This window comes from Natronorubrum sp. A-ect3, assembly GCF_041821125.1.
In the GTDB taxonomy this organism is placed as follows: domain Archaea; phylum Halobacteriota; class Halobacteria; order Halobacteriales; family Natrialbaceae; genus Natronorubrum; species Natronorubrum bangense.
Genome location: NZ_JBGUBB010000001.1, coordinates 69,873 through 96,635, shown reverse-complemented (window position 1 = coordinate 96,635; position 26,763 = coordinate 69,873). Strand labels below are relative to the sequence as shown.

The 26,763-nt window shown below is 60.7% G+C and carries 21 protein-coding genes, 1 tRNA gene and 1 pseudogene; 15 read left to right on the top strand and 8 right to left on the bottom strand.

Going from position 1 to position 26,763, the window contains the following annotated elements; all coding sequences use genetic code 11:
* Positions 1 to 64: 64 nt before the first annotated feature.
* Entirely contained in the window at positions 65 to 1,237 is a 1,173-nt protein-coding gene (locus ACERJA_RS00455) for a sugar phosphate nucleotidyltransferase (RefSeq protein WP_373606402.1), read from the top strand.
* On the top strand, positions 1,237 to 3,030 hold the full coding sequence (gene glmS / locus ACERJA_RS00450; protein ID WP_373606401.1) for a glutamine--fructose-6-phosphate transaminase (isomerizing): 1,794 nt from the start codon (positions 1,237 to 1,239) through the stop codon (positions 3,028 to 3,030). Before ACERJA_RS00455 ends, glmS begins: the two co-directional genes overlap by 1 nt.
* Before the next feature lie 293 nt (positions 3,031 to 3,323).
* Here glmS and ACERJA_RS00445 read toward each other — a convergent pair whose 3' ends face one another.
* Complete coding sequence (locus ACERJA_RS00445) at positions 3,324 to 5,105, bottom strand: hypothetical protein (protein WP_373606400.1); 1,782 nt, start codon at positions 5,103 to 5,105, stop codon at positions 3,324 to 3,326.
* A gap of 163 nt (positions 5,106 to 5,268) precedes the next feature.
* Between ACERJA_RS00445 and ACERJA_RS00440 the strand changes: the two are divergent.
* Positions 5,269 to 5,476 (top strand): annotated as a pseudogene (locus tag ACERJA_RS00440) (glutamine--fructose-6-phosphate aminotransferase); the annotation flags it as partial.
* A 621-nt stretch (positions 5,477 to 6,097) separates the two neighbouring features.
* The gene (locus ACERJA_RS00435) at positions 6,098 to 7,270 is read left to right on the top strand and encodes a surface glycoprotein (RefSeq protein WP_373606399.1); all 1,173 of its coding nucleotides are present in this window, start codon (positions 6,098 to 6,100) and stop codon (positions 7,268 to 7,270) included.
* 739 nt (positions 7,271 to 8,009) lie between these two features.
* Here ACERJA_RS00435 and ACERJA_RS00430 read toward each other — a convergent pair.
* Together ACERJA_RS00430 and ACERJA_RS00425 are read right to left on the bottom strand one after the other, a co-directional pair.
* Positions 8,010 to 8,462, bottom strand: a complete 453-nt coding sequence (locus ACERJA_RS00430) for a toxin transporter (protein ID WP_373606398.1) — start codon at positions 8,460 to 8,462, stop codon at positions 8,010 to 8,012.
* A gap of 1,201 nt (positions 8,463 to 9,663) precedes the next feature.
* Complete coding sequence (locus tag ACERJA_RS00425) at positions 9,664 to 10,215, bottom strand: toxin transporter (protein ID WP_373606397.1); 552 nt, start codon at positions 10,213 to 10,215, stop codon at positions 9,664 to 9,666.
* Positions 10,216 to 10,739: 524 nt separating this feature from the next.
* Between ACERJA_RS00425 and ACERJA_RS00420 the strand changes: the two genes are divergently transcribed.
* A complete protein-coding gene (locus ACERJA_RS00420; RefSeq protein WP_373606396.1) occupies positions 10,740 to 12,575 on the top strand; it encodes a PGF-CTERM sorting domain-containing protein in 1,836 nt (611 codons plus the stop codon).
* A 49-nt stretch (positions 12,576 to 12,624) separates the two neighbouring features.
* Here the strand turns inward: ACERJA_RS00420 and ACERJA_RS00415 are convergent, their stop codons facing one another.
* On the bottom strand, positions 12,625 to 13,371 hold the full coding sequence (locus tag ACERJA_RS00415; protein WP_373606395.1) for a hypothetical protein: 747 nt from the start codon (positions 13,369 to 13,371) through the stop codon (positions 12,625 to 12,627).
* 120 nt (positions 13,372 to 13,491) lie between these two features.
* On the opposite strand from ACERJA_RS00415, the gene radB reads away from it, so the two are divergent.
* Both radB and ACERJA_RS00405 read left to right on the top strand, forming a co-directional pair.
* The gene (gene radB / locus ACERJA_RS00410; RefSeq protein WP_373606394.1) at positions 13,492 to 14,199 is read left to right on the top strand and encodes a DNA repair and recombination protein RadB; all 708 of its coding nucleotides are present in this window, start codon (positions 13,492 to 13,494) and stop codon (positions 14,197 to 14,199) included.
* A 57-nt stretch (positions 14,200 to 14,256) separates the two neighbouring features.
* A complete protein-coding gene (locus ACERJA_RS00405) occupies positions 14,257 to 16,470 on the top strand; it encodes a beta-glucosidase (protein ID WP_373606393.1) in 2,214 nt (737 codons plus the stop codon).
* Positions 16,471 to 16,492: 22 nt separating this feature from the next.
* Here the strand turns inward: ACERJA_RS00405 and ACERJA_RS00400 are convergent, their stop codons facing one another.
* Positions 16,493 to 17,650, bottom strand: a complete 1,158-nt coding sequence (locus ACERJA_RS00400; RefSeq protein ID WP_373606392.1) for a CBS domain-containing protein — start codon at positions 17,648 to 17,650, stop codon at positions 16,493 to 16,495.
* A 103-nt stretch (positions 17,651 to 17,753) separates the two neighbouring features.
* Here ACERJA_RS00400 and ACERJA_RS00395 point away from each other — a divergent pair, with 103 nt between their 5' ends.
* The 4 genes from ACERJA_RS00395 (at position 17,754) to ACERJA_RS00380 (ending at position 20,711) form a co-directional block, all read left to right on the top strand.
* Positions 17,754 to 18,056, top strand: a complete 303-nt coding sequence (locus tag ACERJA_RS00395; RefSeq protein ID WP_373606391.1) for a lycopene cyclase domain-containing protein — start codon at positions 17,754 to 17,756, stop codon at positions 18,054 to 18,056.
* Between the two features lie 84 nt (positions 18,057 to 18,140).
* A complete protein-coding gene (locus tag ACERJA_RS00390; RefSeq protein ID WP_373606390.1) occupies positions 18,141 to 18,920 on the top strand; it encodes a CAP domain-containing protein in 780 nt (259 codons plus the stop codon).
* Positions 18,921 to 19,004: 84 nt separating this feature from the next.
* Positions 19,005 to 19,796 carry a YihY/virulence factor BrkB family protein gene (locus tag ACERJA_RS00385; RefSeq protein WP_373606389.1) on the top strand — a complete coding sequence of 264 codons (792 nt, stop codon included), beginning with the start codon at positions 19,005 to 19,007 and terminating at the stop codon, positions 19,794 to 19,796.
* A gap of 105 nt (positions 19,797 to 19,901) precedes the next feature.
* Positions 19,902 to 20,711, top strand: a complete 810-nt coding sequence (locus ACERJA_RS00380; RefSeq protein ID WP_373606388.1) for a hypothetical protein — start codon at positions 19,902 to 19,904, stop codon at positions 20,709 to 20,711.
* A 53-nt stretch (positions 20,712 to 20,764) separates the two neighbouring features.
* Here ACERJA_RS00380 and ACERJA_RS00375 read toward each other — a convergent pair whose 3' ends face one another.
* Together ACERJA_RS00375 and ACERJA_RS00370 are read right to left on the bottom strand one after the other, a co-directional pair.
* The gene (locus tag ACERJA_RS00375) at positions 20,765 to 21,673 is read right to left on the bottom strand and encodes an AEC family transporter (RefSeq protein ID WP_373606387.1); all 909 of its coding nucleotides are present in this window, start codon (positions 21,671 to 21,673) and stop codon (positions 20,765 to 20,767) included.
* A 253-nt stretch (positions 21,674 to 21,926) separates the two neighbouring features.
* Positions 21,927 to 22,001: transfer RNA gene (locus ACERJA_RS00370), tRNA-Val, on the bottom strand.
* Positions 22,002 to 22,184: 183 nt separating this feature from the next.
* On the opposite strand from ACERJA_RS00370, the gene trpD reads away from it, so the two are divergent.
* Genes trpD through trpG form a run of 4 tightly spaced genes read left to right on the top strand, consistent with a single transcriptional unit; the run spans position 22,185 to position 26,165 of the window.
* Complete coding sequence (trpD, locus tag ACERJA_RS00365; protein WP_373606386.1) at positions 22,185 to 23,201, top strand: anthranilate phosphoribosyltransferase; 1,017 nt, start codon at positions 22,185 to 22,187, stop codon at positions 23,199 to 23,201.
* A complete protein-coding gene (locus ACERJA_RS00360) occupies positions 23,198 to 23,866 on the top strand; it encodes a phosphoribosylanthranilate isomerase (RefSeq protein ID WP_373606385.1) in 669 nt (222 codons plus the stop codon). Before trpD ends, ACERJA_RS00360 begins: the two co-directional genes overlap by 4 nt.
* Positions 23,863 to 25,542 (top strand): anthranilate synthase component I, encoded by a 1,680-nt coding sequence (gene trpE, locus ACERJA_RS00355; protein ID WP_373606384.1) that lies wholly within the window; start codon positions 23,863 to 23,865, stop codon positions 25,540 to 25,542. The genes ACERJA_RS00360 and trpE overlap by 4 nt, the downstream gene beginning before the upstream one ends.
* Entirely contained in the window at positions 25,539 to 26,165 is a 627-nt protein-coding gene (gene trpG, locus ACERJA_RS00350) for an anthranilate synthase component II (protein WP_373606383.1), read from the top strand. The genes trpE and trpG overlap by 4 nt, the downstream gene beginning before the upstream one ends.
* 43 nt (positions 26,166 to 26,208) lie before the next feature.
* On the opposite strand, the gene ACERJA_RS00345 is transcribed toward trpG, so the two are convergent.
* Entirely contained in the window at positions 26,209 to 26,391 is a 183-nt protein-coding gene (locus ACERJA_RS00345) for a hypothetical protein (protein WP_006067687.1), read from the bottom strand.
* Between the last annotated feature and the right edge of the window lie 372 nt (positions 26,392 to 26,763).

Below are 26,763 nucleotides of genomic sequence, written 5' to 3'. Positions count from 1 at the left end.
CTATTATTTAGGTGATAATACGGTCGGCGGATCAAAAGACGCTTCGGCGCCGAACGATGCTCATATGAACGGCACCACTGCGATCGTCTTGGCGGCTGGAGAGGGGAACCGGTTGCACCCGCTGACAAAGAACAGGCCGAAACCGATGCTCCCCGCGGCTGCAAAACCGATCCTCGAGCACGTGTTCGATCAACTCGTCGACGCAGGAATCACCGAGATCGTCGTGGTGGTTGGATACAAACGGGAGCGGATCCAATCGCATTTCGGCCCCTCACACCAGGACGTGCCGCTCACGTACGTTACTCAGGACAAGCAACTTGGCACCGGCAATGCCGTCCTCGCCGCCGAAGCAGCCGTCGACGGGACGTGTCTCGTGGTCAACGGCGATCAGATCGCTGCAAGTCGGATCATCCGCGACACACTTGATGCACACGACGCCGCCGCAACAGTCGCGTTGTTGCAGCGCTCGAGCGTCGCTGGCTACGGAGGCGTTCTGGTCGACGAGGGCCGAGTGACGACGATCGTGGAAGACCCGCCCGATGACCGTGAGTACCTCCTCAACGCGGGTATCTACGTACTCGAGCCGGCAGCGTTCGACGCCATCCGAGCGGCGGAACCGCGAGCTGGCGAACGGCTGTTGGTCGATGGGCTCTCGAAACTAATCAAGCGGGGTGACGCCGTTCGGGGGACTATTTCCGAGGGCCTCTGGGTCGACGCGACGTATCCGTGGGACCTTCTCGACGTCTCGTTCGAGCTGTTTGGGACTGAACTCGTTCCCGAATCAGGGACCGTTCACGAATCGGCGACGGTCCACGACTCAGCGGTGATCCGTGATCCGGTCGTCGTCTCCCGGGACTGTGTGGTCGAACCGGGTGCCGTCGTCGGCCCGTACGTCTGTCTCGGTGAGAACACCACTGTCGGCTCGAACGCCGTCGTGGAACGGAGCGTCATCGACACCGACACGCGTATTGGAGCCAACGCAACGGTGATCGAGTGTGTGACCGGAACAGGAGTGAGAATTGGACGGGGATCGACGGTTCCCGGCGGTCCCGGCGACGTTCGCGTCGCGGATCGTGTCTTCGAAAACGAAACACTGGGTGCGTTGTTAGCCGACCGCGTCCACGATCGCGGGAGTGTCACGTACGTCCCCGGCACACTGGTCGGGCCACGCACGGAGATCCAAGCCGGGACGACGGTTCGTGGAACGCTCGAGGCGGAAACGGAGGTGCGATCCTGATGTGTGGAATCATCGGCTACACTGGAACGCAGATGGGTGAGGAGCTGTCCGAAGTCCTGATGAACGGCCTCTCGAGTCTCGAGTACAGGGGGTATGATTCGGCCGGCATGGCGATCGCCAACGCCACCGTCTCGGTGTACAAAAGCGAGGGCGAACTGTCGGAACTCGAACAGACGCTCCCGACCACACTCGAGGGTATTGCGGGGATCGGGCACACACGATGGAGTACGCATGGCCCACCCTCCGATACGAACGCCCATCCCCACACGAGCTGTAACGGCCGCGTTGCCGTCGTGCACAACGGGATCGTCGAGAACTATCAGGAGCTGCGCGACGCACTCGAGGCCGACGGCCACGAGTTCGAAAGCGACACCGACACCGAAGTGATCCCACATCTGATCGAAGCGGCGCTCGAGCGGGGCGACAAGCCGGAAACGGCGTTCAGGCGGGCGATTTCGCGACTGGAGGGGAGCTATGCGGTGGCAGCGGTTGTCTCCGGAGACGAAGCCGTCTACGCTACGCGTCACCAGTCACCACTCGTTCTCGGAATCGGCGACGACAGCTATTTTCTGGCGAGTGACGTCCCGGCGTTTCTCGAATACACAGACAACGTCGTCTATCTCGAAGACGGGCAGTTCGTGTCGATCACTCCCTCGGGTGTCGAGATTACTAACGGACAGGGCAGCCTCGTCGACATGCCGGTCGAGACCGTCGAGTGGGATATCGAAGACGCAGGCAAAAGCGGATACGACCACTACATGCTCAAAGAGATCAACGAACAGCCACACGCCCTCCGCGAGTGTCTTCGCGGGCGGCCACGCGAGCTGGACGCGTCGATCGAAATCGACGAACTCGAGGGACTCGAGCGACCGGAACGGGTCCACTTCGTCGCCTGTGGGACATCATATCACGCCGCGCTGTATGGAGCCAGACTATTTCGCGAACAGGGGATACAGACAAACACCTTTCTGGCGAGTGAGTACGACGTCGATGCGATCCCAGTCGACGAGGAGACGCTCGTCGTCGGCGTCACACAGAGCGGGGAGACGGCAGACACCCTGGGTGCGCTTCGAGCCGCAAACCGCATCGGCGCCGAGACGCTCTCGGTGACGAACGTGGTTGGATGTTCGGCAGCACGCGAGACGGACTACGTGATGTACATCCGCGCCGGTCCCGAGATCGGCGTCGCTGCGACGAAAACGTTCGCCTCACAGCAGGTCGCGCTGGCGATGCTCTCGCGAGCGCTGACAGGAGCGTGCTCGAGTGCGTTCATCAAGGCGTTGCGGGCGCTCCCGGATCAGGTCCAGTCGATTCTCGATACATCGCAAGCGGCGACGGTCGCTGACGAGTACGTGGACGCAGACGCCTACTTTTTCATCGGCCGTGGCTACAACGCACCGGTCGCGCTCGAGGGGGCGCTCAAAATGAAGGAGATTACGTACAAACACGCCGAGGGGTTCCCTGCCGGTGAGTTGAAACACGGGCCACTGGCACTGGTGACCGAACGAACCCCGGTCTTCTCGATGCTTACCGGGGACTCGAACGCCGAGAAGATGCTCGGAAACGTCCGGGAGGTCGAATCCCGTGGCGCACCGATCGTCGCAGTTACGGACGTCCCAGCGCAGGTCGCCACCCACGCTGACCACGTACTGGAGATCCCGAACACACACAGGCTGTTCGCTCCAATCTTGGCAAACATCCAGTTACAACTCGTTTCATACTGGGTCGCAAACCAACTCGGCCGATCGATCGACAAGCCACGGAACTTAGCCAAGAGCGTCACCGTCGAGTAACGGTACTTTCGATGTCACTCGCCCTCGAGTAAGAGTCAACGAAACTGTTGAACAGTCGTCAGTGGGGTCGTTGTTTCTGTTGTCGATGTTGCTCAGCCCGCAACGACCGACCGCAGTGAGAGAAGACCTGGGTACTGACCAGTTCGGATCGCTCATTTCGGGCCACAGAAGATGGGAATTACACGGACGTGGGTGCTCGTACGGACTGCTGTGAGCCATTACCGGCGCAACCGCAACTCAGGTCGCAGTTGCGCCGATACATCGTTACGGCAATCCGTATCAGTTGGTCCCTCTTAACACTCGAGTTTCTTTTCTGTCTCTTTGTAGGCGCGTTTCTTGTCGTTGTAGGCGCCTTTCTTCTTTTCGTATGTCTTTTTGTCTATGCGGTTTTTCTCGTATTTCTTCTCGTACTTCTCGTACTCGCCTTTCTCGTGTTTGTAGGCGATTTTCTTCCGCTCGTATTTCGTGTATTTTCTCCGGTATTTCTCGTACTTGTGCTTGGCGTCCTCGTAGGCGCGCTTTTTCTTCTCGAGGGTCGTCTTGTCGATCTGGTCTTTCTCGTATTTCTTCTTGTACTTCTTGTACTCGCGTTTCTTGCGCTCGTAGGCGTGTTTCTTCTTCTCAAGTTTCTTCTTCTTCCGGCGCTCTTTCTCGTCCGGCTCCTTTGTGAACCGCTGGATCGGCCCGGCGACGACCACGTCGTTTGCCGTGGCAATCGCTCGGAACTCGTACTCGACACCCGTGAGGAGTTCCGAAATCTCGACGCTGAACGGCCCTGGCTCGGTGAGCGTCTGTGCGGGGGTCATCAGCCACTCCGCCGCGCCGACGATCCGGTACTGGAAGAAGACGTGCACCTCGTCGAAGTCACCGCGCGTGAGCAGCTGCCCGTTGAGTGTCGCCGTCTTCTTGTTCACCTCGGTCGCCGGTTTGGTGACGACTTCGGGAAGCTCCTTATCCGGTACCTCCTTTCGGAACGTCTGTATCTCGCCGGTCGCCCGCGTGTCGTTCGCGACGGCGACCGCACGGTACTCATACTCGACGCCCTGTTCGACATCGATCTCCGCGCTGAACGGACCAAGTTCCTCGAGCGTTTCTGGCTCCGTCGCGAGCCACTCTTCAGTGCCGACGGGTCGATACTCGAAGAACACCTCGATGTCGGCCACGCCGAAGCTACCGAGATCGGTCAGCTCGCCATTGAGGGTTGCCGTCGACTCGTTGACGTCGGTCGCCGGGCCGGTGACGACCGTCGGCTTCGTCACGTCGGGTTCGTCTTCCTTCGTGAACGTCCGGATATCCCCAGTAAATTCCGTCCCGTCGGGTGCGACTGCGACCGCCCGGAACTCGTAGTCGGTGTTTGGCTCGACGGGAATTTCCGCGCTGAACTCGCCACCTTCGTCTGAGAGCGAGTCGGGATCTCCTGGCACCCGGATCCACTCTGTCGAGCCAGCGACTCGATACTCGAAGAAGACGTCGACTGCATCGAACTCCTCCTCGAAGGGAAGGAGTTCTGCGTTGAGCGTCGCGGTGGAGTCGTTGACGTCGGTTTCGGGGTCGGTGATAACCGTCACGTCGACTGGGTCGTCGTCTTCCCGGCACTCGCCTTCGCTGATCGTCAGTCGAGGGTTGGCTCCGCCTCCAGTGAACTCGACGAACGCGCTCTGGACGGTCCCACCGCCTTCTAGGAAGACATTGAACTGAAACACCCCTCGTGGACCGCCCGGCGTAAAGCCCTCGACTTCCAGGGTCACCGGCTCTGCGTTCGGATCAGTCGGCTGGATAGTAACGAAGAGCGTCGCCTCTTCGATGGCCTCGGGTCCACCAGGCGTGAGCACCCACTTCCAGAAGCCGACCTCGTTTTCCGCACAGTCTTGGGTCGCGTTTTCGCTTCCTTGTCCACCCCATTGGATCGTCCGCTGGTTAGGGTTGTTTTCGTTCGGTTCGTCGTCACTCGAGTCGGCTTGTGTCTGTTCGTCTTCTTCCTCCGGGTCGTCGTCGCTGCCGAGACAGCCACTGAGACCGACGACTGTGATACCACTCGCAGCCAGGAACCGTCGTCTGTTGGTCGAATCGACCATACGCCGACCACAGCCGATGCGGGTATTGTTATTGATTCGCTGAATGCTCGTTCATAAACGCATTAGTGTTCTACCAGAATATATCGAAATAAATCACCAGCATACTGTCACACACGTGAACCGGTTCGGTAACTACTGTGAGTTTGTCCGTCTCGCACGAGCGGAATATCGTGGCGAACTGATCGGCGCAGTTACGGACCCCATCACAGGTCGCCACGCTGACCACGTACTGGAGATCCTGAACACACAGGCTGTTCGCCCCAACCCTGGCAAACATCCAGTTACAACTCGTTTCATACTGGGTCGCAAACCAACTCGGCCGCTCGATCAACAAGCCACGGCACTTGGCCAAGAGCGTCACCATCGAGTAACAGTACTGATTCGATGGTACTCGTTCTCGAGTGAAAGTCAACGAAGCTGTTGAACTGCCGTTAGTGGGATCGTTCTTCCTGTTGTCGATGTTGTTCAGCTCGCAACGATCGACCGCAGTGAGAGAAGGTCCGTGTTACTGACTAGTTCAGATCGCTCGTTTCGGGCCGCAGGAGATGGGAATTGCACGGATGGGTGTGCATACTACGTCCCGATAGCTGTGGCCTCGATTCGAGCTCGAGGTTGGATTCCGCCAAGTGTCGACACCGACACGAAAGGGGACAGTATGTCAGTCCCGCACATCTCGGTAGGCGATTAATTCTAAACGATAACCACTCTGTTCTCGAGTCATTGCTGTGTATATTAAAGTTACCAATCGAAATAGCCTGTTTCACCCCGAAAGGGTGAGTGAGACAGATGGTACAAGAAATCGAACGGTTGTGGCGTACAGAAAGTGCTGCTCTCGTGAGCGTCACGAGAACAAGCGCGGGTACGTTCGCGCCTTCCAACGATGAAACACTGCCAGTCAGCGACGGGTTCCGTCGAGACTGGGGCCAGCAACCTCACGACAGTAACCCTCGGCTCGAGACCAAACCGAGCGAAACACAAAAACGATACAACACATGACAAGCGAAACAACGACGCTTCAGAAAGGACGTGCAGTACTGCTAGCCGGACTGATGGTGCTATCCGTCATTGCCATGTCCGCAGCGTTTGCGGGCGCGGCGGCGGCAAACAACGGTGACGAAGACGTAACGTTTACTGACCAAGCTCTCGGGATGAACGACGGTGAAACTGCCTTCGTCGTCGAGTCGGTCGACGCCCACGAGGGACAGTACCTTGAGGTCGAACACGAAACCAGCGGTGAGATCGTGTTCGAAACTGAGCTCGAGGAGGATCTCACTAACGCCGCCATCTTCGTGCCAAGCGACAAGCCGGGACAGTACACGGCAACGGTCTACGCGGATGACAGCAAAACGGACACCAAAGCATCCGACTCCGCGATGGTGTACGGTGCCGGCATCCAGATGAGCGACCAGACAGCGGAAGACACGATTGAGCAGGTCAGCGTTGACCTCGCTGCACTGCTCGATGGGCACGATGACGACACCGAGTTCGATGTTGTCCTCACCGACGAGGATGATAACGAACTCGGCACCGCAACCGGACTGACCGGTGTGAACGAGGATGTCACCATCGATACGTCGGCGATCGAAACTGAGACCGTCGTCACAGCAACGATCTATCTCGATGGCGAAGCGATTCAGGCCTACTCTGATGAGGCCGGGAGCTTCGTTACGATCGCTGATTCGGCCACCGTGACGCCCGGTATGGACGACGGCGATGACGAAGACGCTGACGACAAGAACGGCGACGACAAGCACGACGATGAGGAGAAAGACGAGAAGGACTACGTGAAGAAAGGCGACAAGGACTACGACGACAAGCACGACGACAAAGAAGACGAGAAGGACTACGTGAAGAAAGGCGACAAGGACTACGACGACAAAGAGGACGACAAAGAAGACGACAAGCACGACGACAAAGAGGACGACAAAGAAGACGACGAGACGGGCGTTGACCAGGACGCGGACGGCGACCAAGAGACGGAGTCGGAGACCGACCAGGAACAGGACAGTGAGCAGGATGCCGAACAGGACGCTGAGAACGAGCAGGAACAAGAGTCCTCACAGGAGAACTCCTCCAGTGAAGACGGCCTGCCAGGATTCGGCATCGGAGTTGCCCTGATCGCACTGCTCGCAGCTGCGATGATGGCACTCCGCCGTCAGAGCTAAGCGGACGAACGACTCTCGCGGTCTGCTGTAACGATTTCCCGGTTAACCGCAGGATGTTCGCGGTTGTACCGGAACTGACGTACAGTAGCCCGTATCAACGAACGATCCCGGACGTTCCGACTTCATTTTTCGCCGCAATCGAGACCACTGAGTGATATCTACAGCCTGCACCCCGTGTCCACTCGCGTAGACTGCGTCATCAGCGAACCTCTGCGTTCTGTGAGATCACAGCCGGAGAGACCTCGGAATTGGACGAGGACGGTCCCGGGTAGCGTTCCCCGACGAGGACTGATCTCAAGTCGGTCTCCACTCGGCGGCGGTTCGAGAACCTGTGGGCGCACGCTCTCGCCGGTTGTCGATCGGACCGAACGATGCGTGACCGCGTCGAGAGATGAGTGGACCGTGGTCGGTGACCACAAGCGAGAGCCACACATGTTCGAGGCGAGTGATCACCACCGCATCTGGGTGTCACATGCTGTCCCCGGCGTCTGCACGGATACAACGCTGGTGGCTACGACAGTCGTGTCCTTTTATGTCGCGCTGGGCAGTCGTCTGACCACTGCCAGAATAGCTCGTTCCCAATGCAACGACTCGCGGACAGCGCTCGGGTGACGGTGATCAGTACGGGCGATCCGACTGGGGTCAGTACAGTGAACTGCGCAACGTTGACCTCGTCGTCGGTGACAGTAAAAAATTGCGTCAACGGGTTTCGGGTACGGTTTCGGCAGCGGTCGCAGTGTTAGAAGCCGAAGTTGATGAAGTCCTGCAGCTCGAACGTTTGGTCGAACTCGCTTTCGGCTTCAGTGTCTGCATCCTGATCCTGCTCGTTGTCTTGCTCGATTTCTTGGTCAATTTCAGCGTTCTGGTCCTGCTCGAGGTCGTTGCTCTGATCAACGGAGTTCTGCGCATCTGCGTCACCGCCGACCGACGCTGCGAGGTTATCGCCTAACACGGCATTGTTCTGCTGATCAGCGTCCTGGTTCTGGTAGTTCTTGGCGTCCTGGTCAGCGTACTGCTTGTTGTCTTGTGCCTGGTCAGTCTCCGCAGTCGTCTCCTGGTCGACGTCAGCGTTGTTTTCGATCGTGGCGTCTGCAGCAGCTGTTCCGGCAAACCCCATAAATGCGAGGCTGCCGATCAGTGCGACCGTCAGTGCGAGTGAGAGTGCGCGTTTCATGGTTTGTGTATCGGGCATACGTGTAAGAGATTTCGCCGATCGACCATCACCTCGTCGACGCTGCCGACCTTCTCTTCGGTACCACGCTGCCCAGATGAGAGCCATTCCGGACACCAATATGAACCCGAGGAACGGTTTCAATCCAAATCTCATGTTAGCTAATCTGAGGTCGAAAGAAGCAACCGATACAGCAACCGTTGCATATCACTGCACACCTTTCCTGAACCAAGACAAGCAGTGTGTCCAGTAAGCAGGCACGAATCCAATAGTAGACGAATAAACTACCTCTGCACGCAGTCCGGGGATCCACGTTCGCTTCGAGTGTGATTGCTTCTACCGGTTTCGGCTACAGAACGCTGGCTTGTTTTAAGATTCAATCGCGAACTCCGACAGCTCGAGATCACAGCGCACTCCCGTCGAATCGATTTGAGCGGGCGACAGCCGGAAGACCTCGATCAAGAACTGAAGCAGGAGGCCTCGCATCTAATGGGCGACCAGACAGTTCGAACGTGAAATGGATCGATCACGACGACTACAATGAGTCCTACGCCAATGTTACTCGAGCGACCGACGGCGTTCTTTTCGTAATAAGCGATAGAGAACCCTCACGCGGAGAACACCGGTTCACGGCGACGGCGTGCGGATTCGTGTGCTCCTTGTCGAGACGATGCCAAATCCAGCCGGTCGTGATTCTCCCACGTGAGACGCGTATAGACGGTTCCATCGATCGTGCTACCTTAGGGACTGTCTCGAGAACAACTCCGAGCGGGGCTGTATGCTCTCCGGTACCACTGGATGCGTGGACGTAGTTGTCGACGTGTCGTTCGGTCGAACCAACATACGGATTCGTCTGAAACCGCTGTGTTTTCGGCCAAGCTTCGGCCGTGATGCCGTATTGCAGTGGCACCCGCCGGGCGGCTGTTGAATCCCGTTTGTACTCACGAATCAGTCACGACCTCTCCTGGCCACTGCTTCATTCGGATCGTGCGACACGTCGTAGAACGTCTATTCGGCCACACGACCGGTGTCCAAATGATTCGAGCAACAGTACGTCACCACGAGCGACTCGACGAACGTAACGGAGGACGGTCAACGCTGATCGATCCGAGTAGTGTTGGCGACACCAGAACAGTGGCTCGCTCAGCTTCCAACTCGAGACCAGTGACCGCAAAAAATATGTGAACGTAACTCGGGTGTGAGTTCGACAGCGGTCGCAGTGTTAGAAGCCGAAGTTGATGAAGTCCTGCAGCTCGAACGTTTGATCGAACTCGCTTTCGGCTTCAGTGTCTGCATCCTGATCCTGGTCGCTGTCCTGGTCGATGTCTTGATCGATGTCAGCGTCCTGGTCCTGCTCGAGGTCGTTGCTCTGATCAGCGGTGTTCTCCGCATCAGCGTCACCGTGGACGGACAGTGCGATGTTGTCACCTAACCAGGCGTTGTTCTGCTGATCAGCGTCCTGGTTCTGGTAGTTCTTAGCGTCCTGGTCAGCGTACTGCTTGTTGTCTTGTGCCTGGTCAGTCTCCGCAGTCGTCTCCTGGTCGACGTCAGCGTTGTTTTCGATCGTGGCGTCTGCAGCAGCTGTTCCGGCAAACCCCATAAATGCGAGGCTGCCGATCAGTGCGACCGTCAGTGCGAGTGAGAGTGCGCGTTTCATGATTTGTGAATCGTACCGCGTGTCGGGCACACGTGTGAGACATGTTCGTCGATCGGACATCGCCTCGTCGACGCTGCCGACCTTCTCTTCGGTGCCACGCTGCCCAGATGGTGACATTTCGGAGACCAATATGAACCCCGGGAACAGTTTCGGACCAAATCTTCCGTTAGCAGATCTAAGGCCGACGAAACAACAGTACAAGATCTGAGACAGTCCTCTGTATGAGTTCGATATTGAACAGTCAGTTCTCACTCACTATTCAGTAGCCATAACAGATAGCCCGCTGCTGTCACCGACTTTACCATCCCAATCTTCGACATTATTTGAGTCACGAACGTCGTCCATATCGACCAGTCTCGAAAGTTGAAACTGGGAACTTCAATATGCAAATACGAGTCGTTTCACCCCCGTTGTGTCTCGTGAATTTGGCCGTATGAGCAGCGTTGCGACACTCGAGTCGATCTCCTGTCCATCCCTCAGGTCTCTTTCCGGGGGAATGACGTTCCGGGTAGCCAACCTCTTCTTGCCCGTAACATCCAGATAACAAAGACAGTATTCGTCAGATACTGGTTTGTGAAGATGACATTCAGTGGAAAAATACACTCACTGACGATGAATTTCAGGAACGAGCACTGATACCGATGGTTAGCATATCACAACTTTCGGTCTTGCTCGTCGCCGCGATGGTTGCTTTCGCGATGGTTGGGGCAGCGGCACCCGCAGGCGAAACTAGCGTAAATCCTGAGACGAATGCAACAGACGACGCCGTTCAGACGCTCGAGCACGGCGAGGACCTCTACTTCGTGTTCGGTGCAGAACTCGAAAATCAGTCGGTTGATGAGTTCATTGAGGCGCAGATGGCAGACGCACCGGGACCGGTTACCGATCAGGAAGAGATCGCCGATATCGTCCAGTATCAGGACGTCGAGCAGGTGGATTTTAACCAGCAAGGTGGCGCGATCTCCATCGCAATCGATGGAGGAGAGGCGACGGCAATCCAGGAGGCGAACCAACAGAGCGCGAACAGTCAGGTCGGTGAGGCAACCGCCGAAAACACGCTGGCTGCATCGGAGGATCTCGTCTTCGAAAACGTCGGTGACGTGCATATCGTCTTTGGCAATGGTGACAGACAGGAGTTCGATGGGTGGAGTGTCGCTGACCAGGCGGACGACGACGCCGTGCAGGATGTCTCACAGCCGACCGAGGCGTCAACCACACAAGACCAAGACGTCGACCAAGTCAATTATAACGACCAGAGCATCGCCGTCGCAATCTCCGAAGGCGCAAGCGAAGCGGTGGCATATCAGCGATCCACACAGACTAACCAGAACCGACAGCAGGGAACGACGACACTCCACGAGACTGGTGATGCGGGCTCCGATGGGCAGTCAACAGAGGCGACTGTCAACCAGTCACAGAGGGTCTCTCAGGCGAACCAGAATCAACAGGGGATGGCGGTCGCCATCGCAGTCGGTGAGGGTTCCGTTGCGACAGCGATCCAGATCACTGATCAGACTAACTTTAACGAACAGCTCGCATCAACCGAGACGATTTCGATCCTTGAGGCGATGTCGGGGATGAATGTTGCCACCGCAGCGGTGGAGGACAACAACGTCGTGACGACAGACGGTGACGGTGGGGTCGCCCACGACAGCGGAGAGCCAGAAGTCAGTGTGACCCAGTACCAGAACGCAGAGCAAGTGAATGTCAATTTGCAGAGCGCGGCTGTGGCGATTGCACTTAATCAAAGCGATGCAACGGCCATTCAGTTGGCTGAACAACGGAACTACAACGAACAGGTTGGTGTTGCCAGCGTAGAAAACGTCGGTGACGCGTTCGATCCCGAAGCCGGAGCCGTGATTACCAACGAAACGACGGTGACAGTCGGTGAGAACGATGGCAACGGAACCTCGCTGTTGGCACTCGATTACGACGGTGAGAGCGAACAGCTGACTGAAGGCGATCAGTACTGGATCGCCGAACTCGACCACACCCAGTTCGTGAATCAGAAAAACAGCAACCAGCAACAGACCGCTCTCGCGATCGCTGAAGACAATGGCAGTGCTGACGCGTCACAGATCACGATGCAAGAGAACAGAAACGTTCAGTTCGCTGACGCTGAGCAAATGATCGCAACCCCTGATAACGGCAGCACAGAGGGTGAAAGCGACACATCTGACGAGATAGGCGGTGAGACGCCAGCAGAGGGCGAGATGGACAACGACGACAAAACAAAGCCAGCGGACGGAAAACCAGCGAAAGACGCGGGCAAAGACAAGGTTGCTGACAGCGACGACAAACCAGCTCCCAACGATACTGTCGACGGGACGGGCGATGGCACTACATCCACTGATGATCCGGATTCGACAGTGACCGCAGACGACGAAGCAGATGATTCGATGCCCGGGCTCGGTGTCGGCGTCGCCCTCGTGGCAATACTCGTGGCGGCTCTGGTCGCCTCGCGCAACGAACACTGATATCGGGGACGGCCACTCACCAGTGAGACAGAACGTGTCGAGCGGACACTCAACTTGCGCCGTCAGTATCCTCTCTGCGGTGTTCTGCGAGCGCTTCGTCGATCGTCAACTCTCCTGTGGCGACCCGCCGGGCAAGCGGTTCATCGATCGCCCGGTTTGTCTCGCTCTGTTCTCGCGAGCGGTCCTTGATCGCTTGAAGCTCACCCGCCGTCGGCTCGATCTCGCGTGTCTCGACGGGTTCGCCCTCGAGGCGAGCGATATTGACGGCTGCGAGCACATCACCCATCCCTCGCGCGCCCGTCCCGAGATAGGGTGTCGTTCCCGTCTCGTCGACGAGTTCGACCGGGACGTCCTCGAGGTCGTTGACCAGTTTCGACCCCTGGAGACGCGAGCCATCACCGATGCGGACGATCGGTGAGGTGGCGTCGGCGGCTTCGCGTTGAATCACGTCGACCGCGTTGGCCAGTGGCACCTGAAAGGCAGCGACGACCATCTCGCCTGCAAGGACGGCGATCCCGGGGTTACGGCCCGGGTCGACACCAATGACTGTGCGGCCACCGTTCCCTCGAGCCGCAGCGAGCGCCTGATCGACGGCGCGTCTGGGTGCATCCGGCTCCGCGACGATCGTCGTCACGGATTCGAACGCGTCGGCGTGCTCGGGGCCAGTGATAACGACCGTGGTGTGGTCCGGTACCCTCGTGTCGGGTTCGACAGTCGTGAACTCGGTCCCGCGCTCGCGGAGTTCGGTGACGACGCCGTGGTACACTTCGAAATCTGACGTAGCGACGACGATCACACCGCTGTCTTCGATGCGAGCGTGAATAAACGTACACGAATTCGGTCGGCGACGTTCCTCGAGTACGACTCGACCAGCCGGTTTCGGGGCCTTTTTGCACGCAACCTGCCAACTCAACCTGTGAACGACGAGGCGATTTCAACTGGCTGTAGCCCGGTCGACGAGTTGCTCGGCGGGGGGTTCGAACGTGGGACCGTCACGCAGCTATACGGCCCGCCAGCCGCGGGCAAGACGAACCTCGCGCTGTCCGCAGCCGTCGAAACGGCCGTCGCCGGTGGCACTGCCGTCTACATCGATACCGAAGGTGTCTCGGTTGACCGCTTTCAGCAACTGCTGTCGGCCCACGTCGACGACGAAGACGTCGAAGCCGTCGCCTCCCGCATCGTCATCGAGGACGCGCTCGATTTCGACGAGCAGTCCGAGGCCGTCCGCGACGCCGAGGGGTTCGCCCAGCAAGCTGATCTGATCGTCCTCGACAGCGCGACCGGCTTTTATCGCCTCGAGCGAACCGCAGACGGTGACGAAGGCGAGGCGCTGCGCAGCGTCGCCCGGCAGGTGACCCATCTCCTCTCACTGGCACGCAAACACGATCTGGCGGTCGTGCTCACGAACCAGGTCTTTTCGGACCCCGACGCCGATCGCACGCGCGCGCTCGGTGGAAATACACTCGAGCACTGGACCGGCGTCGTTCTCCGACTCGAGCGATTCCGCGGCGGGAAGCGGCGGGCGACCCTCGAGAAACACCGGTCGAAGCCGGCCGGCGAGTCGGTCCAGTTCCGCATTACGGATCGCGGCCTCGAGGGCGGTGCCGAATCGCCACGGCGCTGACTGCTCTCGGTAGCCACCTCCCGAACAGTTACCCGGCGTCGGTCTGGACACGGTAGCATGCACGATTCATCTGCCCGCGTCGAGCAGTTACTGACGGAGTTGACTCGCGAGGAGAAGCTGCGGCTGGTTCGTGGGCGAGACGATCCCGAGGGGACGGCGACGGGGTATCTCCCGGGTGTCGACCGGCTCGGGATTCCCGAGTATCGGCTAGTTGACGGCCCGCTCGGTGTTCGTGCCGAAGGAAAGCGAGCGACGGCGTTTCCGGCTCCGATTGCTGTCGCAGCGACGTTCGATCCCGACCTCGCGCGAGAGAAGGGGGCAGCGATGGCTCGAGAGGCACGAGCGCTCGGCCAGGACGCGCTGCTCGCACCCGGGGCGAACCTCATTCGGGTGCCACACTGTGGCCGAAACTTCGAATACTACTCCGAGGATCCGGTGGTGGCCTCGAGACTCGCCGCCGGTGCCGTCACTGGAATCCACGACGAGGATGTCGTCGCGACGGTCAAACACTACGTCGCGAACAATCAGGAAACCGACCGTGTGACCGTTAGCAGCGAGGTCGACGAGCGAACGCTTCGCGAACTGTACCTGCGACCGTTTCGGGCCGCCGTCGAAGCCGGTGTTGGCTCCGTAATGACGGCCTATAATCGGGTCAACGGCATGCACATGAGCGATCACAGCCGCCTCGTCGGCGACGTGCTCAAAGACGAGTGGGGGTTCGACGGCTACGTCGTCTCGGACTGGTACGGCACCGAAAGTACTGTCGGCGCAGCGACCGCCGGACTGGATCTCGAGATGCCGGGCGTCGCAGCCGGCGACGAGTCGGACGACCAGTGGCCCTCGCCGGATGAGTTCGAGGGCGAGGCCGCCGAGATCATGGGCGGGCTCCCCGACGGAACCCGCGCGGGACTGTTCAGCGACCCGCTCGCGGCCGCCATCGACGCCGGCGAGGTCTCGCCCGACCGACTCGAGGACATGGTTCGGCGACTCCTCGGGCAACTCGAGCGAGTTGGCCACCTCGAAGGGACCGCTACCGACGAAAACACCGATTCCGGCGCTGGCTCACTCGAGCGTGAGGGTGCACTCGACACGCCAGCCCACCGCCGTCTCGCCGAGCGACTCGCTGCCCGCGGAACCGTCTTGCTCGAGAACGACGGGGTGCTCCCGCTCGCAGACGAGACGGACGTCGCCGTCATCGGGCCGAACATCCACGAGGCGACACTCGGTGGGGGCGGCTCGTCGGAGACGTCGCCGTTCCAATCGACGAGCCCGGCCGAGGGGATCCGCGCGCGAGCCAATGGTGGAGTCACGGTCGCCCGTGGCGTCGACACAATTCCGGCCCTCTCGCTGTTCGACGTGTTACCGTTCGTCGGTGACGGCGAGGACGAGTCGGCTGCCGAGGACGAGCAGTCCGCCGCGGAACCGGTCGGTATCGACGCAGCCGAACCGCGCATCGACGCCGCTGTCGAGGCGGCTCGAGACGCCGCCGTCGCCGTCGTCTTCGTCCGCGACAGGACGACGGAGGCCAAAGACCGCGACTCGCTGCGACTGCCCGGCGAGCAAGACGAACTGGTCGAGGCGGTCGCCGCCGCGGCGGACGAGACAGTGGTGGTCGTCGCCTCGAGCGGTCCTGTCGAACTCCCGTGGCGTGACGATGTCGATGCGATCCTCGAGGCGTGGTATCCGGGACAGGCGGATGGCGCGGCGATCGCCTCGGTACTGTACGGCGACTGCGATCCATCGGGGCGGCTACCTGTGACGTTCGCACCAGCGGGGACCGATCCCGCAAGCGAGCAGCGACGGTATCCCGGCGTGGACGGCGAGGCACAGTACGAGGAAGGCGTGTTCATTGGCTATCGCCACTTCGACGCCGACGGCGTCGATGCGGAGCCGACGTATCCGTTCGGACACGGCCACTCCTATGCGGAGTTCTCGTATCGAGACGCGACGGTCGTCGACGAGCGGACAGTTCGTGTGACCGTCGAAAACGTCGCCGACCGACCCGGTCGCGAGGTCGTACAGGCGTACGTCCGGCCGCCGGAATCGTCGCCGGTCGAGCGTCCAACACGTGAACTCGCAGGCTTCGAATCGGTCGCACTCGAGGCCGGCGAGACGCGGACCGTCGACCTCGACCTCGAGTCACGCGCGCTCGGTCGCTACGACCTCGAGCGAGGATGGACGGTCGATCCCGGCACGTACACCGTGGAGGTGGCACGCTCAGCTCGAGACGTGCACAAAACGGTCAGTCTCGAGGTCGAGCGAGGAGACTGAGAATCAGTCGCAGCCAGTCCCGTTACAGCTCGTTCAGCTTGCGAAGGAGCTGACCGCGGTACTCCTCGTCGCTCGTGATGCCTTTGATCTCCAAGACGTTGCGCTCGAGTTTGTCGATGGCAACGCGGAAGGCGTTCTCCGCGCCGTAGCCTTCGCCGGTGCCGGCGACCTGGCCTTTGTTCGTCCGCAGGCGAACCTGACACTGGACGAGTGGGGTGCCACGGAGCGTCTCGTTGTGCTCGTGGAAGCGCACGTGAGCGTGCATCACCTGCATGTCGGCGTACTTATCGGAGACCTGCTCGATGCTCTGGACGATCGACTCTCGAGTGATCGTATCGAGCATCGAGATGTTGGTGATCTGGACGTCCATGTGCTCTTCTTCGGTGAACGTCAGCGCACGCAGCACGTCCGTCTTGGTGAGGACGCCGATGACAACGCGGTCGTCGTCTTCGGGCGTGACCATCAGCCCGGCGTAATCCTGCTCGAGCATCTGCTCGACTGCGTCTTTGGCCGTCGTGTCGAGTGTCGTCGTCGCGACGGGGCTGGTCATGATGTCGTAGATGGGGACATCGAGCAGTCGCTGGGAGTCGCCGACGCGGTCGCCCGTCGTCGTCGTGTGGTTCTTCCGGATGGCGAAGTCAGCGATGTCGTGGGTCGTGACGACGCCGGAGAGGTAGCCGTTCTCGTTGACGACGGGCAGACGGGAGATTCCGTGCTCTCGGAGGTGGTTGATCGCCTTGCCGATCCCGTCGTCTTCCGCGAGCGTAACCGGATCGTCCGAGTAGACGTCCGCGACGGTGAGCGTGTCGAGGTTCTCGAGGACGGCCTCGAGGATTGCGTCGCCGCTGATGACACCCCAGAGTTCGCCGTTTTCGAACACCGGCGCGACCTTCGAGTTGCTCTCGATCAGGACGCGTGCGGTCTCCCGAACGTCTTCGTTCCGGTCGACTTTGGGTGCCGGCGAGTTGCGGCTGGGTTTGATCAGTGCCGAGACTTTGGCATCGTCCTCGACGTGTGACTGGAGAACCTCTCGTTCGCTGATGACGCCCTCGTACTCCCCGTCATCGGTAACGATAATTCCCTTGGGGTTGCCGTTGTCAAAGGTCGAACGGACCTTCCCCATACGCGTGCCAACGTCGACTTCAATATATTCCGTGGTAGCGATATCAGCGATATTCATTGTCCTACCCCGGTATACTCACGCCGGGGTTTTGAACATACCGCACGTTCTAGCTGGGTGGGTTCAGGCCGAGTGTTTTTGTCTGTGACGTTGTACTTCGCATATGGCACCAGATATCAGCGTCTTCGGGCGATACACCTATCTCATAACGGAGCTGTTCTGGGGAATTGTCGCCGTCCTGTTGCTTCAGCGTGCAGACGCGCTCCGAAAAGCCGCCATCACGATCCTCGCACTGTATCCTATCGCCTACGTCTGGGATCGCTACACGCTCGCCGTCGGCGTCTTCGATATCAAACTGCGAACCGGGATCGATATCGCAGGGATTCCACTCGAGGAGCATCTGTTTATGGCGGTCGTTCCCGGGCTCGTAATCGGCTTCCACGAGACGATCTTCGGCGGCGACTAACCACCGTCGTCGCTGCATGGGTCGCCTATCAGTGGCTGCAACCAACCACGAGCGTCTTATCTCGCCCGCCCGTTCCACTAGCCGATGGGAAGACGCCGCCCCGGAGATGACGCGAGCGAAAGCGACAGTGCTGACCGTGGTGTCATCCGGACACTGTTGCGATTTTTCGTCTTCGTCGCCCTGATCGGGGCACTCGCTTTCGGAACCGCGATGTTCGCACCGACTGTCCTCGAAGACCTCGGCATCGACGGTGACGAGTTTACCGTCCCCAACAGCACCGACACTGAGTCGCTCCCTGATCCGAGTTCGGAGCCACCACCGACGGGTGAGCGCAATCCTGCAGTTACTGATCCGGCCGACCCGAACCAGTCAACCTACGAAACCGACGTCGAGACGGTCGAGTCAGAAACTGTCGAGGACTTCGTCCACGCCGAAGTCAACGACCGTCGGGCCGACCACGGCCTCGAGGCCCTCGAGTGGGATGGCACGGTTGCCTCCGTCGCCCGCGCCCACAGCTACGATATGGCCGATCGGGAGTACTTCGATCACGTCAACCCCGACGGTGAGGAGCCGATGGAGCGCTTTACTGATGTCGACGACTACTGTCGGGGCTACGGTGAGAACATCGCCCAGACGTGGGTCGACCGCCCCGTTGGAGCCCCCGGGGGCGACGACACCGCCCACTATCAGTCCGCAGAGGCGCTTGCAACCGGGCTCGTCGATCAGTGGATGAACTCCACTCCACACCGGCAAGCCATTCTCGAGGAAGGCGACTCGCCGACCTGGGACCGAGGCGGCGTCGGCGTCTACATTAACGACGACGGGGCAGTCTACGCATCACACAACTTCTGTGTCGAGTGGTGAGCCCGGCTGGTGTCGAGACTGCATTGGAAGACAGAAACTGTGGTCGACTGACAGACCTTTGGTGGTGGCCGTCTTCGATCCCGTATGGACGTGCCTGAGACGCTCAGTTCGGTTTATCGGACGGCAAACGACCGCGACATCTCTTTCCTTGCGGCCGGCTTCGCCTACTACGCGTTCGTCTCGTTGATTCCACTCGTCTTGCTTGCGCTCGTCGTCGGCTCGTTGCTCGGCGGTGAGGACGCGGCCGAACGGCTCATTCTCGTCGCCGGCGACTTCCTTCCCGAAGCGGGCGAGGAACTCGTCACCAGCGCGTTGACGACCGAATCCGGACGCGCAGAGGCGACCGTCGTCGCACTAGCCGTCGCCACGTGGGGTGGGCTCAAGGTCTTTCGCGGTCTCAGCCTTGCGTTCGATAAGGTCTATGACGAGGTCGCCGAAGATTCCCTGATCGATCAGATCAAAGACGGCCTCACCGTAATCGTCGCGGGCGCGGGTGCGATCGTGTTGATGATCGTGATCGGAACAGTCCTCGGACTCGCCGCCGACCTCGTGCCGTTTGCCGGTCTGTTGAGCTGGATCACGCTGCTGGTTGGGCTCATCCTCGTCTTCGTGCCGATCTACTACGTGTTGCCACCGATTTCGGTCACAGTCACCGATATCCTTCCAGGTGCTGTCTTCGCCGCCGTCGGCTGGACGATCCTTCAAGTCGGTTTCCAGCTCTATGCCGCCAACGCCGGCCGCTATCAGGCGTACGGTGCAGTCGGCGCCGTGTTGCTCTTTGTGACCTGGCTCTACTTCGCCGGCATGTTGATCCTCTTCGGTGCCGTGCTCAACGTCGTGCTTTCGAAACCAACGCTGGCCGAAGCGCCAGCCTGAACCGGCAGCCTGCTCTCAAAGCCACCTTCGTTTCCGGTTTCGGTCGGGCGCCGAGACAATCCCACTGGGGAACAGTTATAGTCTCGGCAGGGACAGACGTGCACAATGAGCGACGAGCAGCCCTCCTCTGACGAGTCTGGAGCCGACTCGAGTGAGTCAACCGACGCTGACAGCGACTCGAGCGAGACGCTCGAGCCCGGCGGCGGCCCACAACGCGTCGTCTCCGAGCAAAGCGTCGATGATATCCTCGCCTCGCTCGACGAGACGAAATCGGCGGCCGGCGACTCGAGCAACGCAGCCGACGAGACGACGACTGATACGGCCGAGTCCGTGACGACCGAGTTCGACGAAACCGACATTCCAGCGGCCGACACAGTCGACAGCGACGGCGCCAGCGAGGACAGCAGTCAGTCGGCCGCCACGGCAGAACACGGTGACCGCGCCGAGTCGACGCCCAGCGACTCGACGGAGACGGCACCAACACCGACCGAACCAGCTCCCGACGACACCGGGACCACGGATGCCGACTCCGCGGCAGCCATCGATGCGGCGGCAACGGCGATCCCCGACGACACGGAGCTGGACGACGACGCCTCACTCGAGGAACTCGCGGCCCGAATCGAAGACGGCACTGTCACCGGTGCGGACGTTCGGGCCGCCGAAGCGGGGACGGGACGTGAGGCGACACCAGACGTCGACGAAATTGAGCTCTCGATGGATGACCTCGAGGCGACGCAGGCACAGTCGACATCCCCGAACAGCGGGAGCGAGTCGGCAACGGCCGAACTCGGCGATGACGCCGGACCGCTCGCCGGTTCGATCGACCGCGACGAGGGCGACTCGAGCGACGAGGACGACACGCAGGACGAAGCAGTCGGCTTCGTTGGTCGAATTAAGCGGTTCTTCGGTGGATAGGCCGACCTCAGCAGCTCTTATCGCCGTGATCGATCCGATTGCTTCGCGTTTCGTCACCCGACCAGCGAAATCAACAGAAACAACGACCCCATCGAGACGAGCGTCGTGACGAAGACGTTCAGCGACGCAAACTCCGTGTCACCGCCGAGTTCGGCGGCGAAGACGAACGTCGAAACCGCAGTCGGCGTGGCGAACATCACGACAGCCGCAGTAAACGTCGCCGTATCGACAGCCAACGCGGAGAAGACGATCCACGCGAGCGCTGGCATGCAGACGATTTTCAGCGCGACGACGGAGCCGGTCGCCCCGTAATCGATCGCTGGCAGATCGATCTCGAGTGAGGCCCCGACACAGAGCAGTGCCAGCGGCAGCGCCAGCGAGCCGACGGCGTCGAGTCCGGTTGCGGCAGGGCCGGGAACCGAGAGGCCGACCGACCCAACCGTGAGGCCGACGAGCAACGAGAGCAACACGGGATTTTTCGCCAACCCCCGAAGTTTGGGACCAAGCGCCGCATCAGCACCGTTGAGCGTCGATAGAATCAGCACCGACAGCGGTAGTTGGGCCAGCGTCACGACCCCGAGGATCACGCTTGCGATCGCCGTTACTGCCGGGTCGAACGTCGCCGCGATCAGCGGCACGCCGAGATAGCCGATGTTCGAGTGATACGACTGGATCACGGCCACGCTCTGGCGGCCCTTCGAGTCCCGGTTGCGATGAACGAGCCACGCAATCCCCACTGTCGTAAACAACACGAAGAGAAGCCCCAGAAACAGCGCCGGCGAGAGGAGTTGGCCAATCGCCTGATCGTACGTGGAAACGAACAGCAGCGCCGGCAGCGCGATATAGTAGGCAACAGCGTTCAGTCGTGCCGTCCGGCCGGCAGTGAGGACACCGGAGGCTCGCAGTCCAGTCCCAAGCAGTAAGACGACGAGCAACGCCACCAGCCGGCCGAGCACCTCCATACACGGCTCGAGTCGACTCGCACGTTTCTACCGTTCGGTTGCGACAGAGTATGGGTGTATGTGACAGGACTCGAAAGAAGCGACGTACTACAGCGGAACCGTCTTCGAAGCCGGAATCAAATCGCACAGATTTGACCCCTCTCGAGACGTGCTCGCGGTTGGTCGCTGTGTGCGACTCGTCTGATTCGAACTGCAGAATAGTCTCAAACCAACGACTCGCATCGCTTGTCGGTTGTAGTTCCGTCAGAAACAGTGGGTTGGGGCAGATTTGAACTGCCGGCCTCCTCCATGTCAAGGAGGTGTCATAACCAGACTAGACCACCAACCCGCCTGGTTTCGTTTTCGTGGCGTCCGTCGCCACCTTGTCTGCATTCAATCGTTGCCCGCCACGGTAATTGAAGGTTTCGAATCGAATGCCCTTCGAGAGTGAGCCCCACACATCCCGGCGATACGTTTAAGTCGATGTACTGATTTGGGCATTACAAGACAACTACGTACATTGGTGTTCACTATGCAGGAATACGTCGAACGGGTGACTGACGGCCAGGACCTTACACAAACGGAGGCTCGAGCGGCCTCGACAGCGGTGTTCGAGGGCGCAACGGAAGCACAGATCGGCGCACTGCTTGCGGCACTGCGTGCAAAAGGCGAGACGGAAGCGGAGATCGCCGGCTTCGCGGAAGGGATGCGCGAGGCAGCCCGAACGATCGCACCTGACCGGGAGCCGCTGGTTGACACCTGCGGGACGGGCGGGGACGACTACGATACGATCAACGTCTCGACGACGAGCGCGATCGTCGCCGCCGGCGCTGGCGTCCCGATCGCTAAACACGGCAACTACTCCGTCTCCTCGTCGTCTGGCAGCGCAGACGTTCTCGAGGTCGCTGGCGTCGACGTCGAGGCCGAGCCACCGGCCGTCGAGAACGCGATCGAACGCAATGGGATCGGGTTCATGCTCGCGCCGGTGTTCCACCCTGCAATGAAAGCGGTCATCGGCCCGCGCAAGGAACTCGGCATGCGAACGGTCTTTAACATTCTCGGACCGCTGACGAACCCCGCGGGCGCGGACGCACAGGTCGTCGGTGTCTACGACCCCGATCTCGTCCCGACGCTGGCGGCGGCACTTGCCCGAATGGACGTCGACCGCGCGCTGGTCGTCCACGGCGCGGGCACCGACGAGATCGCTATTCACGGCGAGACCACCGTCGCGGAAGTGACGGGCTCCGACGTCGAGCAGTATTCGCTCGAGCCAACCGATCTCGGCCTCGAGGCACACGACATCACGGACATCGCAGGTGGCTCGCCCGAGGCAAACGCCGACGACATGCGCGGTATCGTCGAGGGCGACGTGACGGGCGCAAAGCGCGACGTCATCCTCGCGAACGCGGGCGCAGCGATCTACGTTGCGGGCGAGGCCGACTCGCTCGAGGACGGTGCCGATATCGCACGTGAGGCGATCGAGTCCGGCGACGCAGCGACGAAGTTCGAACGGCTCTGCACGGGCGTCTCGGAACAGACCCACCAATGACACGCGTCAAGGTCTGTGGACTGACGACCGAAGCCGACCTCGAGACGGTCGTCGACGCCGGTGTCGACGCGGTTGGACTCATCTGTGACGTTCCCGTCGACACGCCACGAGAGGTCTCAGTCGATCAGGCTCGAGCCCTCGTCGCGGCCACGCCGCCGTTCGTGACGACGGTGCTCGTGACGATGCCGTCCGACCCCGACCACGCACGCGAGCTGGTCGATGCGGTCGGACCGGATGTCCTCCAGATCCACGGCGGCCTCGAGCCGGACGCCCTCGATCGCTTGCGATCGACCATCGATGCACGGCTACTGTACGCGGTCGATGCCGACGACGCGACGAACGCGGCCGCCTACGACGACGTCGTCGACGCCCTCCTCGTCGATACGCCAGGCGAGGACGGCGGTGGCGGCACCGGCAAGACCCACGACTGGGAACGAACTCGACAGGCTGCTGCCGATCTCGAGTCGCCGTTGATCCTCGCCGGTGGACTCACCCCAGACAACGTCGCGGGCGCGGTCCGAGCAGTCGAGCCGTTCGCCGTCGACGCCGCAAGTGGGGTCGAAGCCGACAACGGCAGCAAGGACCCGACCGCAGTGCAATCGTTCGTCGACCGAGCAACGACCGCCCTTCGAGCAGTAGAGCCGGACTCGTCCCATCACCCATGACTGACTCAGCCCCCCCATCGAACCCGACGCCGACGCTAGATATCGACCGCGAGACCTTCTGCGAGTATGCAGGCGACCGCGAGGATCGGCCAGCAGTCGTCCGAACCGTCGCCACCCTCGACGTCGAGACGACGCCGCTTGCGGCCTACGCCGCCCTCACCGGCCGCTCGCCCTCGAGCGACCGGGAGCGATCGTCGTACGCCTTCTTACTCGAGAGCGCGGAGAAAACCGCCTCGAGCGATCCGGACGGCGCGTTCCGCCCGAGTTCGACGCGAGCGGACCGCCACGCGCGCTACTCCTACGTCGGCTACGATCCTGACGCCGTCGTCACGGTCGAACCCGAGGGGACGACCGTCGAGGCGCTGACCGACGACGCGCCGCTTGATCTCCTCGAGACGGATGTCGAAGGCGACACCGTCGACGCGCTCCGGGCGGCGATGCCCGATGTCGACTTCCCGAACGCACCCGACCACGACCGACAGCATCTGACCGGTGGGCTGGTCGGTTTTCTCGCCTACGACGCCGTCTACGACCTCTGGCTCGAGGAAGTCGGCCTCGAGCGACCCGACTCGCGGTTCCCGGATGCCCAGTTCGTTCTGACGACGAAGACGCTCGCGTTCGACGAACACGAGGGAACCGTCTCGCTGGTCTGTACGCCGATCCTCGAGGCCGACGCCGATCCTGACGCGGTCTACGACGAGATTCGAGCCGAGGCACGCGCGGTCGCAGAGACGTTGCAGACGGCCGAACCACCGGAAACGGGTGGGTTCGTCCGCGACGAAGAGATCGCCGGCCCCAAAGCAGCGTACGAGGAGAGCGTCCGTCGGGCGAAAGAACACGTCCTCGATGGCGACATCTATCAGGGCGTCATCTCCCGAACACGAGAGCTCTACGGCGACGTCGACCCGCTTGGCTTCTACGAGGCGATGCGCGACGTCAACCCCTCGCCGTACATGTATCTGCTCGACCACGGCGATCTGACTGTCGTGGGCGCAAGTCCCGAAACGCTGGTTTCCGTGCGCGGGCGCGAAGTGATGTCCAACCCCATCGCCGGGACCTGCGACCGGGGCTCGAGTCCTGTCGAGGACCGACGGCTGGCCGGCGAGATGCTGGCCGACGAGAAAGAGCGCGCCGAGCACACGATGCTGGTCGATCTGGCCCGAAACGACGTGCGTCGGGTCTCCGAGGCAGGTTCGGTCCGGGTCGACGAGTTCATGAACGTCCTCAAATACAGCCACGTCCAGCATATCGAATCGACCGTGACTGGAGCGTTGGCAGCGGACTCCGATGCCTTTGATGCGACCCGTGCGTCGTTCCCCGCCGGAACCCTTTCGGGCGCGCCGAAGATCCGCGCGATGGAGATCATCGACGGCCTCGAGGCCGAGCCACGCGGGCTCTACGGCGGCGGCGTTGGCTACTACTCTTGGACTGGCGACGCCGATTTCGCGATCGTGATCCGGACGGCAACGGTTGAAAACGAGGCAGATCGAGACCGGATTACGGTCCAGGCCGGTGCTGGATTGGTCGCCGACAGCGACCCCGAGGCCGAGTACGAGGAAACGGAGAAGAAGATGGGCGGCGTGCTCGCAGCCCTCGAGGCGATCGAGACAGCTGCCGACGGCAGCGAGGACGACTCAAGCGGAGCCGTCGAGACGACACCGGAGGTGAGCCGATGAACGCGACGGGCGAGCAGTCGGCTGCCGACGCGGATTCGGAGGCGCTGACAGTACTGTTCATCGACAACTACGACTCGTTTACGTACAACCTCGTCGAGTACGTCAGCCAACTGCCGGGCACCGAGACCGAGATTTTGAAAAACACCGCCTCGCTCGAGGACGTCCGCGCCGTCGACCCCGACGCGATCGTCATCAGTCCGGGGCCGGGGCATCCGAAAAACGACCGCGACGTCGGCGTTACGATGGACGTACTCGAGGAACTCAGCGAGATTCCGACGCTCGGCGTCTGTCTCGGCCTCGAGGCCGCAGTGTACGCCTATGGCGGCACCGTCGGCCGGGCCCCCGATCCGATTCACGGCAAGGCCTCTGCGGTCGACCACGACGGCGAGGGCGTCTTCGAGGGACTCGAGCAGGGCTTTCGGGCTGGCCGCTATCACTCACTGGTCGCCACTGAGGTGCCCGACTGTTTCGCGGTGTCGGCGACGGCCGAACACGGGGACGAGACGCTCGTGATGGGTGTACGCCACCAGGAGTATCCACTCGAGTGCGTGCAGTTCCATCCAGAAAGCGTCCTGACGGCCGTTGGCCACGACGTCATCGAGAACTTCCTCTCGACCCTGTAGGCGGGAATCGTTCAATAGAAAATCGGTTACGGAGCTGTCGACTTCAGACGCCGGGGAGCAACTCGAGCGTCCCAGTTGCCCACAGGGCTGCGAGCACGACCGCGGCGACGAGCCCGACTCGGACGGCCAGTTTGATCGCGATACGGATCGCAACGACGGCGACCGCAAAGGCGGCCAATCCCGCCAGTATGAGCAAGATGGTCGAGGACGTTAGCGGTTCGAACATACTGACCCCACGGTCCTACAGGGACGTAATCTTTCTGGATGTAATGAAAGAGTGCTATTCGTTACTTTCACGAAAAATAATGTGTTCATGCAGGCGATCGATCTGCCGACTGAAACTAAAAATCGGCCGACTAGGCGGCGATTCATTGTCGTTGACGCTACTTTCAGTTCGCTCTGAAAATCGTTAAGACCGTCGGCGTTGTAGTTGCTGATAGCACCGATTACGGTCTGTTCGAGGATCGTGATCGACTCGACAAACGAGACAACACAGAGCCATCTGTACAACTGGAGTTGTCCTAGTACAAGAAATATAGGACGAAATACCCAGTTTTAAGATGCATGGCTGACTATCGAACCTTCGTTACGAATGATG

What these genes read in the sequence shown, in the direction of transcription:
- ACERJA_RS00455 (WP_373606402.1), top strand. Translation starts at nt 65, where the DNA reads ATGAACGGCACCACTGCGATCGTCTTGGCGGCTGGAGAGGGGAACCGG.
- glmS (WP_373606401.1), top strand. Translation starts at nt 1,237, where the DNA reads ATGTGTGGAATCATCGGCTACACTGGAACGCAGATGGGTGAGGAGCTG.
- ACERJA_RS00445 (WP_373606400.1), bottom strand. Translation starts at nt 5,105, where the DNA reads ATGGTCGATTCGACCAACAGACGACGGTTCCTGGCTGCGAGTGGTATC.
- ACERJA_RS00435 (WP_373606399.1), top strand. Translation starts at nt 6,098, where the DNA reads ATGACAAGCGAAACAACGACGCTTCAGAAAGGACGTGCAGTACTGCTA.
- ACERJA_RS00430 (WP_373606398.1), bottom strand. Translation starts at nt 8,462, where the DNA reads ATGCCCGATACACAAACCATGAAACGCGCACTCTCACTCGCACTGACG.
- ACERJA_RS00425 (WP_373606397.1), bottom strand. Translation starts at nt 10,215, where the DNA reads ATGTCACCATCTGGGCAGCGTGGCACCGAAGAGAAGGTCGGCAGCGTC.
- ACERJA_RS00420 (WP_373606396.1), top strand. Translation starts at nt 10,740, where the DNA reads ATGGTTAGCATATCACAACTTTCGGTCTTGCTCGTCGCCGCGATGGTT.
- ACERJA_RS00405 (WP_373606393.1), top strand. Translation starts at nt 14,257, where the DNA reads ATGCACGATTCATCTGCCCGCGTCGAGCAGTTACTGACGGAGTTGACT.
- ACERJA_RS00400 (WP_373606392.1), bottom strand. Translation starts at nt 17,650, where the DNA reads ATGAATATCGCTGATATCGCTACCACGGAATATATTGAAGTCGACGTT.
- ACERJA_RS00395 (WP_373606391.1), top strand. Translation starts at nt 17,754, where the DNA reads ATGGCACCAGATATCAGCGTCTTCGGGCGATACACCTATCTCATAACG.
- ACERJA_RS00390 (WP_373606390.1), top strand. Translation starts at nt 18,141, where the DNA reads ATGGGAAGACGCCGCCCCGGAGATGACGCGAGCGAAAGCGACAGTGCT.
- ACERJA_RS00385 (WP_373606389.1), top strand. Translation starts at nt 19,005, where the DNA reads ATGGACGTGCCTGAGACGCTCAGTTCGGTTTATCGGACGGCAAACGAC.
- ACERJA_RS00380 (WP_373606388.1), top strand. Translation starts at nt 19,902, where the DNA reads ATGAGCGACGAGCAGCCCTCCTCTGACGAGTCTGGAGCCGACTCGAGT.
- ACERJA_RS00375 (WP_373606387.1), bottom strand. Translation starts at nt 21,673, where the DNA reads ATGGAGGTGCTCGGCCGGCTGGTGGCGTTGCTCGTCGTCTTACTGCTT.
- trpD (WP_373606386.1), top strand. Translation starts at nt 22,185, where the DNA reads ATGCAGGAATACGTCGAACGGGTGACTGACGGCCAGGACCTTACACAA.
- ACERJA_RS00360 (WP_373606385.1), top strand. Translation starts at nt 23,198, where the DNA reads ATGACACGCGTCAAGGTCTGTGGACTGACGACCGAAGCCGACCTCGAG.
- trpE (WP_373606384.1), top strand. Translation starts at nt 23,863, where the DNA reads ATGACTGACTCAGCCCCCCCATCGAACCCGACGCCGACGCTAGATATC.
- trpG (WP_373606383.1), top strand. Translation starts at nt 25,539, where the DNA reads ATGAACGCGACGGGCGAGCAGTCGGCTGCCGACGCGGATTCGGAGGCG.
- ACERJA_RS00345 (WP_006067687.1), bottom strand. Translation starts at nt 26,391, where the DNA reads ATGTTCGAACCGCTAACGTCCTCGACCATCTTGCTCATACTGGCGGGA.